General features: G+C 61.2%; 11 protein-coding genes and 2 pseudogenes. 12 read left to right on the top strand and 1 reads right to left on the bottom strand.

Annotated elements, in window-relative coordinates; translation table 11 throughout:
* The first annotated feature begins 61 nt into the window (after positions 1-61).
* From DOCECA_RS08300 to DOCECA_RS08270, 7 genes and pseudogenes are all read left to right on the top strand, one after another.
* The gene (locus DOCECA_RS08300; protein ID WP_445571735.1) at positions 62-1,297 is read left to right on the top strand and encodes an MFS transporter; all 1,236 of its coding nucleotides are present in this window, start codon (positions 62-64) and stop codon (positions 1,295-1,297) included.
* 24 nt (positions 1,298-1,321) lie between these two features.
* A complete protein-coding gene (locus tag DOCECA_RS08295; protein ID WP_445571734.1) occupies positions 1,322-2,449 on the top strand; it encodes a LuxE/PaaK family acyltransferase in 1,128 nt (375 codons plus the stop codon).
* 1 nt (position 2,450) lies between these two features.
* Positions 2,451-4,865 carry an acyl-CoA reductase gene (locus tag DOCECA_RS08290; RefSeq protein WP_445571733.1) on the top strand — a complete coding sequence of 805 codons (2,415 nt, stop codon included), beginning with the start codon at positions 2,451-2,453 and terminating at the stop codon, positions 4,863-4,865.
* Positions 4,866-4,913: 48 nt separating this feature from the next.
* The gene (locus DOCECA_RS08285) at positions 4,914-6,188 is read left to right on the top strand and encodes a phenylacetate--CoA ligase family protein (protein ID WP_445571732.1); all 1,275 of its coding nucleotides are present in this window, start codon (positions 4,914-4,916) and stop codon (positions 6,186-6,188) included.
* The gene (locus tag DOCECA_RS08280; protein WP_445571731.1) at positions 6,185-7,129 is read left to right on the top strand and encodes a GNAT family N-acetyltransferase; all 945 of its coding nucleotides are present in this window, start codon (positions 6,185-6,187) and stop codon (positions 7,127-7,129) included. The genes DOCECA_RS08285 and DOCECA_RS08280 overlap by 4 nt, the downstream gene beginning before the upstream one ends.
* A gap of 105 nt (positions 7,130-7,234) precedes the next feature.
* Positions 7,235-8,320 (top strand): annotated as a pseudogene (locus DOCECA_RS08275) (cache domain-containing protein); the annotation flags it as partial.
* A gap of 378 nt (positions 8,321-8,698) precedes the next feature.
* Positions 8,699-9,226 (top strand): annotated as a pseudogene (locus DOCECA_RS08270) (methyl-accepting chemotaxis protein); the annotation flags it as partial.
* Between the two features lie 172 nt (positions 9,227-9,398).
* Here DOCECA_RS08270 and DOCECA_RS08265 read toward each other — a convergent pair.
* Complete coding sequence (locus DOCECA_RS08265) at positions 9,399-11,825, bottom strand: hypothetical protein (RefSeq protein ID WP_445571730.1); 2,427 nt, start codon at positions 11,823-11,825, stop codon at positions 9,399-9,401.
* Positions 11,826-12,090: 265 nt separating this feature from the next.
* On the opposite strand from DOCECA_RS08265, the gene DOCECA_RS08260 reads away from it, so the two are divergent.
* The 5 genes from DOCECA_RS08260 to glgA all read left to right on the top strand — a co-directional run bounded on the left by DOCECA_RS08260 (position 12,091) and on the right by glgA (position 17,275).
* The gene (locus DOCECA_RS08260; protein ID WP_420766811.1) at positions 12,091-12,537 is read left to right on the top strand and encodes a DUF411 domain-containing protein; all 447 of its coding nucleotides are present in this window, start codon (positions 12,091-12,093) and stop codon (positions 12,535-12,537) included.
* Positions 12,537-12,971 (top strand): YqaA family protein, encoded by a 435-nt coding sequence (locus DOCECA_RS08255; protein WP_434650915.1) that lies wholly within the window; start codon positions 12,537-12,539, stop codon positions 12,969-12,971. The genes DOCECA_RS08260 and DOCECA_RS08255 overlap by 1 nt, the downstream gene beginning before the upstream one ends.
* 86 nt (positions 12,972-13,057) lie before the next feature.
* Positions 13,058-14,089, top strand: a complete 1,032-nt coding sequence (locus DOCECA_RS08250; RefSeq protein ID WP_434650913.1) for an alpha/beta fold hydrolase — start codon at positions 13,058-13,060, stop codon at positions 14,087-14,089.
* 11 nt (positions 14,090-14,100) lie between these two features.
* Positions 14,101-15,063, top strand: a complete 963-nt coding sequence (locus DOCECA_RS08245) for a D-2-hydroxyacid dehydrogenase family protein (RefSeq protein WP_445571729.1) — start codon at positions 14,101-14,103, stop codon at positions 15,061-15,063.
* 640 nt (positions 15,064-15,703) lie between these two features.
* Positions 15,704-17,275, top strand: coding sequence for a glycogen synthase GlgA (glgA, locus tag DOCECA_RS08240; protein WP_420766807.1), 1,572 nt, complete (start codon positions 15,704-15,706; stop codon positions 17,273-17,275).
* Positions 17,276-17,282 lie beyond the last annotated feature (7 nt).

Raw genomic sequence — 17,282 nt, 5'->3', positions numbered from 1 at the left:
GCCAACGTACGCTCGGAAAAGAAGAAATTTCCTTCTTTCCGAGAACCGACGTTGGGAATCCATGCCAAATCAGCCCACCCTTCTTTCACCCTTTCGCCTGACAGGTTTCTGCCTGGCCATCGCTCTTTTCGAGTTCCTCACTTACATGGCCAGCGACTTGATCATGCCCGCCATGCTCACCGTGACCCAGGACCTCGATGCATCCCCCGATCAGATTCCCCACGCGTTCAATCTGTACCTGCTGGGCGGCGTCCTGCTGCCGTGGCTGATCGGCCCGTTGTCGGATCGTCATGGGCGGCGCCCCTTCATGCTCGTGGGGTGTGCCGGGTTCGTGCTGGCTTGCGTGGCGATCACCCAGGTCACCGGCATGCAGGGTTTCAATGGGCTTCGTCTGGTCCAGGGGATGGGGCTGGGCTTCGTGATTGCAGTCAGCTACCCCGCCATACAGGAAATATTCTGCGAATCCGCCGCCGTGAAGGTCATGGCCATGCTGGGCAATCTCGCCCTTCTTTCACCGCTTTTAGGCCCTTTGGCGGGCGGGCTGCTGCTGCAGTGGCTGTCGTGGCGCGAGCTGTTCATGTTGCTGGCCGGTCTCGGGGTGGTCAGCTGGTTGGCCCTGTGGGGGTTCATGCCGCGAACGCCCCCTGGCACACATGCCGGCGCTGAAACACCGGTCGTAGAAGCATTCGACCTGCGTTCGCTCGTAAGGCGATACGCAGCGCTGCTGGGCCACGGTGGCTTCATGTCGGCCAGCGTCGCGCTGGGGTTGATGAGCCTGCCGCTGATTGCCTGGATCGGCCTGTCGCCCCTGCTGTTGATCCAAGGACATGGCCTGTCCCCCTTGGCGTATGGGGTTTGGCAGATTCCGGTTTTCGCGGCGGTCATCCTCGGCAATCTCGTCCTCAACGCCCTGGTGGAACGGGCTGGGGTGCATCGGGTGGTCCGCTACAGCTTGTGGCCGTTGTGTACAGGCCTGACCGCGCTGGTGGCCGGCAGTCAGTTCGCCCTGTCCGTTCCCGTCCTGGTCAGTGGGCTGTCGCTGTATGCCATCGGGCTCGGCATGGGCAATGCCGCGCTGTATCGACTGGCCCTGTTCGCCACCGACGATAGCAAGGGCTTGGTTTCGGCCATGGTCGGGATGATCTCCATCGCCGTGATGAGCGCGACAGGGTCGCTGTTGGCGCTGCTGGGTGCCGGGGCGAACCTTGAGTCCTTCGCGCTGATGGTCGGCATCGCCGGGCTCAGCTGTCCTGTCGTGCTGCGCCTGTTCACCTCGCGCCCCGCTGCTCTCCCTTGATTTGCCTTCCCATAGGATGACCCGATGATTCACTTTCCCCATGCCGATGCGCTGTGCGCATGGCCCCAGCCGTATGACGGCGATTCGCTGCCACCGGGGCTGTTCGACAGAGCCATGGCTGAAATAAGCCTGTTCCATAGCCACCACACGCCAGGCTACGAACATTGGCTCAACACCAACGGGCTTCGGGCCGACGACCTGGACCGTTTGACTGACTGGTCGCGCCTGCCGCCCATTTACGCCAGCTATTTCAAGCAGCGACTGCTGCTCAGCCCCACCGCCGAAGGTGCATTGGAACTCACGTCCTCGGGCACCAGCGGGCAGAAAAGCCGCATGCGCTACGACGAGCGCAGCATGGCGGCGGCCCAAGGCATGGTGGCAAACATCTTTGAGTATTACGGCTGGTCGACACCCGACTCGCCGTGCAACTACTTGCTCTTCAGCCATGAGCCCGAAGCGGCCAATCGCCTGGGCACGGCCTACACCGACCAGTTCCTGTGCCGCTTCGCACCGGCCAATCGGATCGCCTACGCCTTGCGATGCACGGGAAAAGGCCACGAATTCGACGTCTTCGGCGCCATCGGCACCCTGCAATCTTTCGCCGAAGAGGGCCTGCCGGTGCGCATCTTCGGCTTCCCGGCGCTGCTCTGGCATGTGCTTGAGCGCATGCGTGAAACCGGCATGCAAGACCTGAAGCTCGCCGCCGGTTCGCTGGTCTTCCTGGGCGGCGGCTGGAAGAAACAGGCGGCCGAGGAAATCCCCCGACGTCACGTTTACGAGCGCATCACACAGCAACTCGGCATCGAGGTCCAACGCTGCCGCGACGGCTACGGTGCGGTCGAGCACGCGGTGCCTTACATCGAGTGCGCCCATCATCGGTTCCACGTGCCGGTCTATTCCAAAGTCTTCATACGCCACCCCTCGGACTTCAGTGTCCAGCCGTTCGGCGAACCAGGGTTGTTGTCGTTCGTTTCGCCCTACATCTCGTCAAGCCCCGCGCACGCCGTGGTGATGAGTGATCTGGCGACCCTGCACCCGGCCAACTGCAAGTGCGGCCTTCAAACCCAGTGGTTCGAGCTGCATGGCCGGGCCGGCACCAGTGCCAGCCGAAGCTGCGCCATGGCCGCTGCCGAATTGATCAAGGAAAACTGATATGTACCTCATCAACGGCCAACTGAACGCCGGGCTGCCGCTCGATGCAGCGCTTGAACGCCTCCAAGCGCAACTGCCCGTCTTGCTGGAAACGCCACCTCGCAGCGAGGAGGTTATCGACTGTGCCGAGGCGTTCGCGCAATGGCTGCGTGCGGCAGACCGAAGCCCGCTGCTGGACGAGGACCAGCGCCAGGCCCTGATTGCTTTCTGCGCCCGCAAGTCGTTGAGCTTCAAGCTGGAACGGGAGCTGGGCGTCGATGCACGTTCGCTACGGCGAATCGATTATTGCGACGGGCCCTTCGAGAGTTGGCAGCCCTTGGGCCTGGTGGTTCATGTCACGCCGGGCAACTCGCCGTTGCTGGGGTTTTGCGCGGTGCTGGAAGGCCTACTTGCGGGCAACGTCAATTGGCTGCGCCCCAGCACCCGCGAGGGCGACCTGACGGCGCAACTCCTAGCGGCGTTCCTGGCGTGCGATCCAGGCGGCCGGCTACGTGGTTATCTGGCGGTATTGCCGGTGCCCTCTGAACAAACCGGGCGTCTTTTTGCCGTTGCCAATGGCGTCAGTGCCTGGGGCGGCGAAGCTGCCTTGAAGGCATTGCGCGAGCGCATTCCAACGGGTTGTCGCTGGATCGATTGGGGCCACCGGATCAGCTTCGCCTATATCACGCCTCTGGCCGCCAGCGAGCAGGCCTTGGATGCGCTGGTGGACGAAGTCTGCCGCCTCGACCAGCAGGCCTGCTCCAGCCCGCAATGGCTGCTGGTGGACAGCGATGATCCTGGGCAATTGCAAGCAGTGGGAAGCGCCCTGGCCGCCGCGTTCGAACGCCGGACCGGGCGCTGGCCCACCCTGGAGACCACCGCCGCCGAAGCCAGTGAGATCACCACCCGTACGGCACTGGCCCGCCTGGACTTCAGCTTTGCCAACGAAACCGGCCAGGTCTGGACGGGCAATGGCTGGCGCATTCTCTGGGAGCACCACCGCGAACTGCAACCTTCGCCATTGTTTCGCACGCTCCTGCTACGGCCGATGCCGCAAGTGCTGCTCGCCGAAACCTTGCTGCCATGGCGCAATGTGCTGCAGAGCTGCGCCCTCATCTGCGAGCCGGAACGCGCTCCTGGGCTGGTTCGGCGCCTGATGACCGCTGGGGTTGGCCGGGTGACCTCCACGGGAGAAATCCAGCAAGGTTACGACGGCGAGCCCCACGATGGGGTCTACGGGCTGCAACGATTGAGTCGCCGGGTATCGGTCAGCCTTGATGCAGGCATTGCCAGCCATCGCGTCACGCTGGATGCCGCCGCGAGCCCATTGGCGCTGACCCCTTCGACGCCCATCATGGACAAAGCAGCGTTCGTGGCGCTGCCCCCGGCCCCTCAGGCACAGCTGTTCTTCCGTTCCGGCGGCAGCAGCGGTGCGCCGATTTTGTCCCCCTATAGCCATCGTGATTTCGACCGCCACATGCGGGCCGCCGCCGATGGGCTGCGCGCCGCGGGGCTCGACCCGACGTACGATCGAGTGATGAACCTGTTCTATGGCGGCAGCCTGTACGGCGGGTTCCTCAGTTTCACCAAGATCCTCGAACAGATGGATGTCGTGCATTACCCGATGAGTGCGCCGCCGGATGACAACTTTGCAGAGATCGCGCAGTTGATCGTCGAGCATCGAATCAACACGCTCATGGGCATGCCCAGCACGTTGCATCGTCTGTTCTCAAGCCAGCAATCAGTCCTTCAAGGCTACGGCGGTGTGCGCAAGATCATGCTTGGTGGCGAACACCTGGGGCAGGACTGTCGTCTCCTGTTCGAGCAATGCGGCGTCACCTGCGTTCGCTCGGCAATCTACGGCAGCGTCGATGCGGGCCCCCTCGGGCATGCCTGCATAGCCAGCGGCGACGGTGTGTTTCATCTGATGGAGGATATCCAATCCTTGGAAATCGTTGACCTGGAACGGGATATGCCGGTCGGCCCTGATGGTATCGGGCGCTTGCTGTTCACCTCCCGCGTACGCCAGGCGCGCCCGCTCCAGCGATACGAAGTCGGCGACCTAGGGCGCTGGCTACCCGGCCCATGCGCGTGTGGCCTGGAGTCGCCCAGATTCGAGCTGCGCGAGCGCCACGGCCAACTGGTGCGCATCGCCACGGAGTTCATCAATACCCGGGACCTGTCCGAGCACGCGCAGACGGCCATCCAGATCGTTCTGAGCCATGCGGGCTGTGGCGGTGAGCGTTTGCTGATTCGTACCGATGGCGACGCCGAAACGGTACGGCGCCAGGTGCTGGGCCTCGCAGCGCTGCGCACGTCGGTCAACGCCGGGTTGGTGGTTCTGGACGTCGAGCACTGCCCGGTTGAGCGGTTCGAACATAACAAGCACAGCGGCAAAGTCCCGCTGGTGATCGATTGCAGGTTAGCCGGCCGTTGATTTCGCCCGGTACCCGATAAGCCGACCCATAGCCTTGAGAATATTCCGATGAGCGCCCCATCAACCTACGACCAATGGCTCAACCATATCCGCACGCATTCGATGTTCTATCGCACGCAGCTGAGCCATCTACCCGTCCATGGCTGCGAGTTCCACCAGTTGCCGATCGTCAATCTCAGCGAGTATTGGAAAGGCAGCCACGACCTGGACCATTGGCCGGTGTTGACCAGCCGCGTTAAGGACGCACTGGTCTTCAAGACCGGCGGTACGACCAGCGAAGGCAAGTTATCGGTGTATACCCACGCAGAATGGCAACTGATGCTCGATTGCTTCGGTCGCAGCTTGACAGCCCAATTGGCTGCGGGAGATCGCATTGCCAATCTGTTTTTCTCGGGGGATCTCTACGCCAGTTTCCTGTTCATCCACGGCGCCCTGTGCAGCGTCGATGTTGCGATTACCGAGTTTCCCTTCTCCGGCTCGGTGGAACTCGATGTGTTGGCCGACGCCATTGCTGGACACCGCATCAACGTACTCGTGGGCGTGCCTGCGCACTTGCTGGCCTTCGCCAGCCATGTCATTGGCAAAGGGCGCAGACTGCCACAGATCACCACCGTGCTCTTTGGTGGGGAAAACCTGTTCGAAAGCCAGATGCCGACATTGAAGCGCGCCTTCCCGGGCGCGCGTTTCGCGTCCATCGGATACGCCAGCGTGGATGCCGGACTGGTAGGTGCGAGCACGCCTGATTGCGGCTTGGGCGAGCACCGGGTATTCGATCAGCACACGCGGGTGGAAATCGTCGACGACCTGAGCGGGGAAGCGATCGAGGCCATTGGCCAAGCCGGAAACCTGGTGGTGACGAATTTCAACCGGACCCTCATGCCCATTGTCCGATACCCGGTGGGAGACCGCGCCAGTTGGTGCGAGCCGGCAGGCACGCCGGGGCGCAAATTCGCCCTTCGAGGACGCAGCGCAGAGAGCCGGCGCGTACGCGTTGGCGTGTTGTCGCTGTTTCCCGAAGAAATAAGCGACATCGCGCGGCGCGTGGCCGGCGGTGTGCAGTGGCAACTGATCATCGAGCACAGCCAGGGCAATGACTGCGTGTTGCTCAAGTGGCTGCCGGAAAAAGCCGAGGATGCAGGCCCAACGCGATCCCATGCGCTTAAAGCGGCCTTGATCGAGCAATATCCAGGCCTCGATCGACTTCATGTGGATACCCAGGCCTGTACCGCACAGGACCTGGAGCGCCACCCCCGTTCCGGCAAGCACCTGTCGATCATCGATCGTCGGGTATACGGTTCGCGGGCACCGGAGGATGCCGGATGAGCCTTCTGGCATTCAGGCCATTCCAAGCCACCGACAGCGCCGGTACGTGCGAGCTGTTTCGTCGGGTGTACGGCGATCACTACGTCTCCCCTGACGTCTACATGCCGCAAATGATCTGCCAGCACAATCTCAAGGGGCGCTGGCATTCGCAGGTGGCGGTGGTCGACGGGCGCGTGGTCGGTCATGCCGCGTTGTGCCGCCAGGGACACGCCACTCAAGATGCCGAGCTGGCGCTGGTTGCGGTGGACCCCGAGTTGCAGGGCAGGCAGATCGCCTCGCGGCTGGGGCAACAATTACTGGACGGTTGCCGGCAGCTCGGGCTCGCCAGGCTATCGATCAAGCAGGTCACCAGCCATCCCTACAGCCAACGGCTGTCCCAACGACTTGGTTTTCATGACATCGGCCTGCTACCCGACTTCGTGCCCTCTCCGTTCGCCACGGACCAGCCCGAAACCATCGTGATCGGCTGCCAAGTGATCGGCGACCACCCTCGACCGCTGCCACGTCTTCAATGGCCCGCGCCCCACCAATGGCTGATGGGCGCTTTGGAAACGCGTTTCGGGACCACCCTTGTGGAAAGGCCGCCGGGCATTCGGCCGTTGCGGCTTAGCCATTTACCCGGCCGGATCGAGATCGTGGCGGATCGGGTGGATACATGCCTCGTCGGGCAGCTTCGGCGCTTGCCGGCCCATTGGCCGCTTTCGGTCCGAATCGGCCTCGGTCGACACTTTTGCGCCGACCACCAGCTGCTGCTGGCTGCGGGTTTTTTCTTCACTGGGATGATGCCCACGGACGCCGGGCAAGGTTGGCAGGCGCTGTTCCACCGAGTTGCACATCCGCGCAGGCTCAGCCTGCACTCGGCCCCCATGCAACGCCTTCACGATGAATTGCAGGCTCACGCTCAAACCTGGAAAAACGCCCAGGCCCATTCCGCCGCCTGACGGCTGGTCAGGCCCCACACTCAAGCTCCTGGCAGAGAAGCCGACATATATTGGAACGTTCATCCCATTTGTTTCCGAAAGTCGCCCCGTGCAAGGAACACCCACATGCCCTCATTGCGCACCATTCAGGCCCGCTACACGTTGTTTTTGGTTCTGTTCATTCTGGTGTTATCCATCCTGACGGTCGTCGGCATCAGTTACCTCGTCGCACCCAAGCTGCGCCACACCGAGGAACAAGTGGCGCTGAACCGCATTGCCGAGGTCGCCGAGCAGATCCAGGGCGAACTGAACAAGGTCCAGGCCCAGCAACGCAGCATTACCCAGACCATCCCCTTGCTCGACAGCGATGCTATCGACAAGGTACTGCCAGGCCTGGTGGACCAGTACGGTGAGCTGAAAGTGTTCGGCGGCGGGATCTGGCCTTTGCCCAACCAGCGCGCCGAAGGTCGCAGCAAATTCAGCACCTTCTGGCACCGCGACGCTTCCGGCAAGCTGATCGTCAACACCTTCTGGAACAGCGATGCGGCGCCGAACTACTACGAGCAACCCTGGCACAAGGGCGGCATGGCCACTCCCCCTGGCAAATGCGCCTGGGCGGCAGCCTACAAGGACGACGCGAGCGCCGAACCCCGGACCAACTGCGCCATGGCCATCCAGAAGAATGGCGCGCCGTATGGCGTCTCCACCATCGACGTGACCCTCGGCTTTTTCAACGAGCTGATCGCACGCAAGGAAGCAGAACTGAACGCCGAGATGCTGATCGTGGAAAGCGACGGCAAGATCATCAGCAACAGCTCGCGGATCAGCGGCCCGATCGTGCTCAAGAACATCAGCGAACTGGCGGCTGGCTCGCCATTTGCCGCCCAGGTCAAGGCTGGCCTGGCCAACCGTGACCAACCGCAGCGCGTCGAATTCGACAACAACGGTGAAGCCAGCACGTTCTTCATGCGACCTATCGAAGGCTCGCCCTGGTTCCTCGCCACTGCCCTGCCGACCCGCCTGATCACAGCCCAACGTGATGACGTATTGAACACGCTGAGCCTGTTGCAGATACCCATGGTGATCCTGTTGGTGCTGATGCAGCTGTATGCGATCCGCCAATTGACCAACCGCATGAAAGTGCTCAAGGGCAACATCGATGCGCTGTCCACGGGCGACGCCGACCTGACCCGCCGCATCACCATCCGCGCCGAAGACGAACTGGGCGCCATCGGTCATTCGGTCAACCGCTTTATCGCGTACCTGCAAGACATGATCGGCGAAGTCACCCAGGCCACCGGCGCCATGGCATCTAGCCTGGACAAGCTGCAGCAGACTTCGGCCCACACCAGTGAAATCCTGATGCGCCATGCCTCGGAGACCGACCAGACGGTAACGGCCATCACCGAAATGAGTTCCACCGCCGAAAGCGTGGCGCAGAATGCCGCTGAGACGGCCGCCTTCACCCAGCGGGCCAATGAACATGCCGATCGCTCCCGCGTCGTTGTCGGTGAGGCATCGAACAGTGTCGTCGCGTTGATCGAGGAAGTGGCCAGCGCCACCCACAAGGTCGAGAGCATGCAGCAGGATGCGCAGCGCATCACCGAGATCCTCGGGGTGATCGGGGCCATCGCCGGGCAGACCAACCTGCTGGCGCTCAACGCCGCCATCGAAGCCGCCCGGGCTGGCGAGCAAGGCCGTGGCTTCGCGGTGGTCGCCGACGAAGTCCGCGCCCTCGCCGCCCGCACCCAGGCCAGCACTTCGGAGATCAACGAAATGCTGACGCGCCTGACCCAAGGCGTGAGCTCGTCGGTCGCGGCCATGGAAAACACCCAGACCAGTTGCCAATCGGCTGCCGACGCCACCTCCCGAGTGAACTCGGGCCTGGACGAAATGGCCGGCTCCGTCAGCCAGATCAACAGCCTCAGCACCCAGATCGCCACCGCCGCAGAGCAGCAAAGTGCAGTGACCGAAGAGATCAACCGGAGCATGGTGCAGATCCGGCACATGGTCGAAGAGCTGGTGGAAAGCGGCCTGGCCAGCGAGAACAACACCCGTCAGTTGCTGGAAGCCAACAGCCGGGTGAATGCGATCATGGGGCGGTTCAAGGTTCGCTGAAACATCGCCTGAGTAAAAGGGGGCCTCCTGTCAGGGTTGATAGCAGGCCCCCTTTCAGTTCAACGTTAAAGGGCATTGCGCCTGCCGCTGTGGCGATTGAAAGCGGCCTCTCCAAGCCCATCGACGAAGGCGAAGGTGGCGCTTGGACACAGCCCAGCGAGCCCCGACCGGGTTAACTTCCAGATGGCTCAGGTGGCTCGGGGGGCTCACCCAACTCAGTTCGCTCTGAAAGCAACAATGTGCCTTGGTTATAAGGCACCCGACAATAAGCGCCTAAATAACTTTCAATGGTCGATGTAGATTTGGTGCCTTGATAGATGTTTGCAAAACATGGCCATAATGGATTACCGCTATCATAGCGGCCGGTCCAGTTGTTGTAGTTCCAGCCTAGGTCCCGCTCATAATAAGTGCGGATTGCCTGCATAGTGCCGCCATCGGGATAGGGATTTTGGTTAAAAGAACTTTGCGCGCCCTGACCGTTTGCCCAGCCCTGCGCCTGGCCGCCTCGAATGGAGCGTGTCGATCTTAGTGTCCAAGCATTTGAGCGGCTCACTGTATATGACGCAGTTTGCCCGTAGGCGTCGGTTATTGTAATGGTCGCCTCGCCGTTTCCTCCACCGACCACGACCCCCTGATCATTCACAGTGGCAACACCGGTATTTGACGTGCTGTATGCATACGGAGGATTTCCACGCGAGGGGGTGCGAGTAACGGTTGTGCCCGCCGGCATCGGTGTGCTGTTTCGTGCTCCGTTGTAGTACAGGAAGAAGCCATCAAGATTGGCGATGCGGTTATCTATCACCAAGGGTTCTATCACCCTAAGACGACGAACAGCCGACGTCGGACGATCACCGTAAAGGCCAGTGGCCTTGAAGTTATGTTCACCTACCGCCACCGTAATTGCCGTGCTGGTCCAGTTACCAGCGACAGCCATAAATTCTCCTATGGACGTGTTCCCATCGAACAGTTCAATCTTTTGCCCTACCGAGGCGGCACCGTTCAATATCACGCTGGTCTCCACCGTGGTGCTGTTGTCCGGAATCTCAGCGTTGCTCGGCTGGCCCCTCACAGAGGTGATCGTCGGCGTCACCACCACAATTGATTTGACGGTGTAAGTACGCTGCGGAAACGTTATTGCATTGGCCTCGTCGATGGTCTTGCTGAAATCCGCCTTGAACTCCACGGTCAGCGTGCTGCCGTCTTTCAGGTCCTTCAGGTAGTTGTAAGAGTTGCCCAAGGGTCCTGGCTGATAGAAACCGTTGTTGACCCAACCTTGATTGACCCTAGGCCCTTTAGTCGGCGGCTTTGGCACCCAGATATCGAGGTTGTAAGGCGTGGTGTTATCGGCCTTCGTGCCCTTGAAACGCAGCCACACGTCCTGGTCAACGGCAATCAGGGGCCAGGTACCGAACCAGCAGGTGACATTCGCAATGATGGAAGCCAGGTTCAGTTCGCTGCCCTCGCCATTATTGGCGGCTTCCAGGATCCTTGGCTTGCCGAGTTCAAGATCACCTGGAGCCAGGGGTTGTATCGCCAAGGCAAAGGGCGGTGACGCCACAGGGGCTTCGCTGCCTCGAATCACCGCATAGGACACCGTCACCGACCTGCCCAGGTTAAACGCGACCACACTGTTGGGAATCGGGATTTCCAACCCCGCACTGACCAACGATTCGCCTGAGGTGTGTGAGCCGCCGGCTGGGGTTCCCGGTGCGCCCGTCCAGGTCACCGTCAGTTTGTCCGTGGGAAGCAACTCGGCGTTGACCGGCACGACGATGGTCAGGGTGTCCTTGGCGTTGACCGGGTTCAAGGACGCGCCGCTGGCCTCTTTCACCGAAGGCGGTGCCAAGGTCAACTGCCGGTCCAGGTGGACATCAATATATTTGTCAGACGACAGGTTGGAGTTACCCAGTTGATCGGTCACCTTGAACTGGACCGCAGTAAAGGCGCCGTCTCCCACGTCTCTGAAGGTGTCGGTGAACAGCGTATATTCCGCCGGAGCCGGAGCACTCGGCACATCGTAAGGTTTAGCCACCGCGCCTATCCGAAACTCGATGCGATCGAAATCTCGCCGGTTGCCATAAGTAAAACCAAACTTCACCCCTTGCGCCGCCCTGTCAGCGCTGACCCCATCGCTGATCACGTCGGGCGGGATCACCAGATCCATGTTCTGGGGGGCGGGTTCACCGGGCGCCCTAAGGTGATAGAGCACGTCCAAAGAGATCGAGTCGTCGAAATTCCCGCTCAGGCGCGTCACTCTGTAGTGCAGGGCGTTGACCCCGTCTCTTAACTCCCCATGGGGAAGGTACAGGACGATGAACTTAGCTTCATCTCCCGGCTGAACGGTGTGCCCTGCCCCGGTGCTCCGTATTCCATTGACGTACAAGTCGACGTGATCAAACGCCGCCATTATCCAAGGGCCGCTTTTGAGATCGGTCAATGGATTGATCACGCATTGCAGTCCCTGAAGCCGGTCGTCATAGATGCTTTTAGGAATGCCGCCGTGCGCGATATTTGGCGGCTGTAAAAATGTCACCCACCCAGGAATATGCACTGGATACAGTTCGAAGGGATGGCTCAAGGCTGAAGCTGGGATATCCATGATTTTTACCTGGCAGATGGTTGGCCTTTCGGCATGAGCCATCACACATCAGGCAAGCAACATTGGCTACTGTCAGAACCTACAGGTATGCGCCAAATCTGGACGAGCGGCAGGGCTTACAGAACCGCGAACGAATGTGATCGCCATGTTCCCCGGGGCCGCTGCCAACTGATAGTTCCGTCATCCGCCCTTCAGCCTGCTGTCAGGCCACCGCCGCTACTCTGTTATCCTTCCATCCAAAGCCGTTCGCCAAGAGACCTGACCCATGGCCAATCCCCTGCACCTGCTCGCACTGAGCGCCGTTTTCACCTCTGCCCTGGCCCAGGCTGCCGAGCCGGTCACCATCGATGTACACCGCGACGCCAATTGCGGCTGCTGCAAGAAATGGATCTCCCATCTGCAAGCCAACGGTCTTAAGGTCAATGACCATGTCGAAGCCGACATGAGTGCGGTCAAGCAGCGCCTGGGCGTCGCGCCCAACCTGCGTTCCTGTCACACCGCCGAGATCAACGGCAAATTCGTCGAGGGTCACGTTCCCGCCGAGCAGGTGCTGGCGTTAAGCAAACGCGACGATCTGCTCGGCATTGCCGCGCCAGGCATGCCGATGGGCTCGCCGGGCATGGAAATGGACGGCATGAGTGATGCCTATCAGGTGATCGGGCAGAAAAAGGACGGCTCCCAAACCGTCGTGGCGGACTATCCAGCCCACTGATGCCCGAGGCATATGTCGGGCTGTTCCTGGCGGCATTTGGCGCGGCGACCCTGTTGCCGCTGCAATCGGAAGCGCTGCTGATCGGCCTGGTACTCAGCGAGCGCCACGCGGTCTGGCTGTTGCTGGGGGTCGCCACCTTGGGCAATGTGTTGGGCTCACTGGTGAACTGGTGGCTAGGGACCCGCGTTGAGCAGTTCAAGGACCGCCGTTGGTTCCCTGTCAGCCCGTCTCACCTGGACAAGGCCCGCCAGCATTACAAGCGCTATGGCTATTGGTCGCTGCTGCTGAGCTGGGTGCCCATCATTGGCGATCCCCTGACGCTGGTGGCGGGCGTGATGGGTGAACCGTGGCGACGCTTTCTGTTGATGGTCACCCTCGCCAAAGGCCTGCGTTATGGCGTACTCGTGCTCGCAACCCTAGGCTGGATGGGTTGAACGTTCCCACGGTTCGGTTGCCTGTGATTAATGTCGCCATAATCCAACCGTTCCAGGATCGGTCGGTTGCCTAAAGGAGTTTGACAATGCCGCGTTTGACTACCCGCTGGAAGTCCAGCCTGTTCTTGCTCGCTGCCCTACCGCTGTTCGCCCAGGCCGAGAACCCGCCCGAAGGTCCGGCCTATGGCCCTCAGCTCGAAGGCTTCAAATACCCCTACACCCTCAAGCACTTTTCCTTGCAGTCCCAGGGCAAAGCATTGCAGATGGGCTACATGGACGTGCCCGCCCAAGGCAAGGCCAACGGTCGCAGTGTCGTGCTGATGCACGGCAAGAATTTCTGCGCCGCGACCTGGGGCGACTCGATCAAGACCCTCAGCGAGGCTGGCTACCGGGTCATCGCGCCGGACCAGATCGGCTTCTGCACCTCGAGCAAGCCAGACCACTACCAGTACAGCTTTCACCAACTGGCGAACAACACCAACGCGCTGCTCAAGACCCTGGGTGTGCAAAAAGCCATCGTGCTGGGCCACTCCACCGGTGGCATGCTTGCCACCCGCTATGCGCTGCAATTTCCCGATCAGGTCGAACGCCTGGCGATGGTCAATCCCATCGGGCTCGAAGACTGGAAGGCCCTCGGCGTTCCCTACCGCAGCGTGGACCAATGGTATGAACGCGAGCTGAAACTCAGCGCCGACGGCATCCGTACCTACGAGCGCAATACATACTATGGCGGTCGCTGGAAGCCGGAGTACGAGCGTTGGGTGGACATGCTGGCCGGATTGAACAAAGGCCCGGGACATAAGCAGGTGGCATGGAATTCAGCACTGATCTACGACATGATCTTCACCCAGCCGGTCTACTACGAGTTCAAGGACCTGAAGGCGCCGACTCTGCTGCTGATCGGCACGTCCGACACCACCGCCATTGGCAGCGACATCGCTGCGCCGGCAGTGAAGGCCAGGTTGGGCAAATATGACGTGCTGGGCAAGCAGGTCGCCCAGCTGATTCCCCGATCGACACTGGTAGAGTTCCCCAATCTGGGTCACGCGCCGCAGATGGAGGAACCAGACCGGTTCCACAAAGCCCTGCTGGGCTGGCTGGACAAACCCATTCTCTGACGAGGTATTCCATGGCGGTGCAGATTGCAGTCATCGATGATTGGCAGGACGTGGCAAGGGATGTGGTGGATTGGTCCGCACTGGAGAGCGTCGGCCAGGTGACGTTCCTGCATGACTATCCCTCCGACCACGACACCCTGGCCGCGCGCCTGCAAGGCTTCGATGTCATCTGCGTGATGCGCGAACGGACGCGTTTCGATGAAGCGCTGCTGCGCCGCTTGCCCAAGCTCAAGCTATTGCTGACCGGCGGCATGCGCAATGCCGCCCTCGACCTCAAGGCTGCCGCCGCGCTGGGTATCCAGGTGTGTGGCACCGACAGCTACAAGCACGCCGCGCCCGAACTGACCTGGGCACTGATCATGGCGCTGACGCGCAACCTCGTCCCAGAAGCCAACGCGTTGCGTGCCGGGCTTTGGCAACAGGGCCTGGGCGGCGACTTGCACGGCAAGACCCTGGCAATCCTCGGCCTGGGCAGCATCGGCACGCGCGTGACGCAGTTCGGCCAAGTGTTCGGCATGCGGGTGATCGCCTGGAGCGAGAACTTGACGGCCGAACGGGCAGCCGATGCCGGCGTCACCTATGTAAGCAAGCAAGCGCTGTTCGAGCAGGCCGATATTCTCTCGATCCACCTGGTCCTCGGTGACCGCACCCGGGGCCTGGTCGATGCCCAGGCGCTGGGCTGGATGAAGCCTGGTGCGCTGCTGATCAATACTGCCCGCGGGCCGATCGTGGACGAGGCTGCCTTGATCGATGCGCTGCAGCACAAACGCCTGGCTGGGGCGGGCCTGGATGTATTCGCCCAGGAACCGTTGCCGCCCGACCACCCGTTCCGGACGCTGGACAACGTACTGGCAACACCTCACGTGGGTTACGTGAGCCGCCAGAATTACCAGCAATTCTACGGCCAGATGATCGAAGACTTGCAGGCCTGGGCGGCAGGCAAGCCGATTCGTGTGTTGAAGCCGATAGCCTGAGTTTCCCCGTCCCTGTGGGAGCGAGCCGTTTCCGGGCGGCGTGCCGACGAAGACGGTGTGTCAGTTAGAGGAGATGTCGTCTGACCTGGCGCTTTCGCGAGCAGGCTCGCTCCCACCCAGCGCCAACCATGAAGCATCTGCACCCTGCTTGAAAGCCATCAAAACGCCTCCATCCTGCCCGCCCCTTTATGGTGCGATGCGCTGTTGAACCGCGCACGCGATTGAACCGGCGCCTTTCCCTACAACACGAATGTTTCAAAGAGGCTGCATTTCGTCGGCTCGTATTCCACTTCGTCGTGTAAGACATTGCCGACAATAAATGTGATTGTCCGACAATTCGACGAAGCGAACCGCACCGCTCTAGCTTCTGACCTAGACTGCCGGTCCGGGCGCAAAACCGACCGGTCATCAGGACGAAAAAAAGTCGAAACTTTTCACAACGGCGAAAGGTCAGGTTAGAGGAAGGGCAACAACGGCTGGAGCATTCCTTGCAACGGCCCCCTCACCTGATTCGCTTCGCCGCATTGGGCAGCGCTTTGCTCTCCTTGCGTAGCGCTCGTGCGCCTGGCCGCAGGATTCGGCCAATGTAACAACAGCTCTGGCGCTTGCCGGAAACAGATCGAGAACATAGGAGTTATTTATGATCAGTGCTGCCTTGGAACCACAGCAAGTCCGCTCTCAACTACCGCCGGCGGCAGAATCGCCGACGGCACCGGTGCTGGCCACCGGAGGCAAGGCACTGCTCCCTGTCGTTCGACAGAATCCAAATCGCAAGAAAATTCTGTTCGTGACGTCCGAAATCGCCGACCTGGTGAAGACCGGCGGGCTGGGTGACGTTTCTTCCGCCCTGCCCCGGGCGATGGCCGGGCTGCACGACGTGCGGATACTGATCCCTGGGTACCCGCAAGTCATGAACAGCGGCAATCCTATCCATATCATCGGCGAACTGGGCGGCCATGCCGCACTTCCGCCCTGCAAGATCGGCCGCATGGACATGGCCGACGGTCTGGTGATCTACGTACTGATCTGTCCCGAACTCTATGCCCGTGAAGGTTCTCCCTACGGCGCCAACAATGGCCGCGACTGGCCCGACAACCACATCCGCTTTGCCCGCCTGGGCCTCGCCGCGGCAGACATCGCCGCCAACCTGGCGCAAATCCACTGGTGCCCCGACCTGGTCCACGCACACGACTGGCCAGCCGGGCTGGCGCCTGCCTATATGCACTGGCGCGGTCAACGCACCCCCACCCTGTTCACCATCCACAACCTGGCGTACCAGGGCGTGGTCAGCCTCGCGTCCTGCCCTGAGTTGGGTATTCCCGAGCACGCGCTGCAACAGGAAGGCATGGAGTTCTACGGCAAGCTGTCGTTCCTGAAGGCCGGCATGGCCTATTCCAGCCACATCACCACCGTGAGCGCCACCTACGCCCAGGAGATCACCACACCGGCGTTCGGCTGTGGACTCGATGGGTTCCTTGCCTCCAAGACTCAACAAGGCTTGCTCAGTGGCATCCCCAACGGCATCGATGAAAGCTGGGACTCGGCCACCGATACCCACCTGCAGCGCCAGTTTTCCATAGGCGACTGGGATGGCAAGGCAGCCAACGCCGCGCATGTACGCGACCTGTTCGGCCTGGATGATTCCACCGGCCCACTGTTCGCCGTGGTATCGCGTCTGGTGTATCAGAAAGGCCTGGACCTGACCGAAGCCGTTTCCGAATTCATCGTCGAGTCCGGCGGGCAGATCGCGATCATCGGCCGCGGCGAGCCGGAAGAAGAACAAGCCATGCGTGAACTGGCCCTGCGCTTCCCAGGCCGGATCGGCGTGCGCATCGGCTTCAACGAAACCGACGCTCGGCGGATGTTCGCCGGCAGCGACTTCCTGTTGATGCCGTCCCGCTACGAGCCCTGCGGCTTGAGCCAGATGTATGCGCAACGCTTTGGATCGCTGCCCGTAGCCCGGAATACCGGCGGGCTTGCCGACACGATCGAGGACGGAGTCACCGGGTTCTTGTTCAACGAATCCACCGTCGACAGTTACAAAGAGGCGCTGACCCGTGCGTTCAAGGTGTACGAGTTCCCCGAACTGCTTAATGCGATGCGCTGCCGGGCGATGTCCGCGCCGTTCAATTGGAGCAAGGCTGTGGAACCCTACGCCGAACTTTACGAACAACTGGTCGCTAAATCATTAGGAAAATCTGCCAGACAATGAGGTAACC

The organism is Pseudomonas sp. E102 (assembly GCF_052660185.1).
This window is presented reverse-complemented; position numbering and strand designations above follow the sequence as displayed.

Coding starts and splice junctions, on each gene's coding strand:
- DOCECA_RS08300 (WP_445571735.1), top strand. CDS start 62: ATGCCAAATCAGCCCACCCTTCTTTCACCCTTTCGCCTGACAGGTTTC.
- DOCECA_RS08295 (WP_445571734.1), top strand. CDS start 1,322: ATGATTCACTTTCCCCATGCCGATGCGCTGTGCGCATGGCCCCAGCCG.
- DOCECA_RS08290 (WP_445571733.1), top strand. CDS start 2,451: ATGTACCTCATCAACGGCCAACTGAACGCCGGGCTGCCGCTCGATGCA.
- DOCECA_RS08285 (WP_445571732.1), top strand. CDS start 4,914: ATGAGCGCCCCATCAACCTACGACCAATGGCTCAACCATATCCGCACG.
- DOCECA_RS08280 (WP_445571731.1), top strand. CDS start 6,185: ATGAGCCTTCTGGCATTCAGGCCATTCCAAGCCACCGACAGCGCCGGT.
- DOCECA_RS08265 (WP_445571730.1), bottom strand. CDS start 11,825: ATGGATATCCCAGCTTCAGCCTTGAGCCATCCCTTCGAACTGTATCCA.
- DOCECA_RS08260 (WP_420766811.1), top strand. CDS start 12,091: ATGGCCAATCCCCTGCACCTGCTCGCACTGAGCGCCGTTTTCACCTCT.
- DOCECA_RS08255 (WP_434650915.1), top strand. CDS start 12,537: ATGCCCGAGGCATATGTCGGGCTGTTCCTGGCGGCATTTGGCGCGGCG.
- DOCECA_RS08250 (WP_434650913.1), top strand. CDS start 13,058: ATGCCGCGTTTGACTACCCGCTGGAAGTCCAGCCTGTTCTTGCTCGCT.
- DOCECA_RS08245 (WP_445571729.1), top strand. CDS start 14,101: ATGGCGGTGCAGATTGCAGTCATCGATGATTGGCAGGACGTGGCAAGG.
- glgA (WP_420766807.1), top strand. CDS start 15,704: ATGATCAGTGCTGCCTTGGAACCACAGCAAGTCCGCTCTCAACTACCG.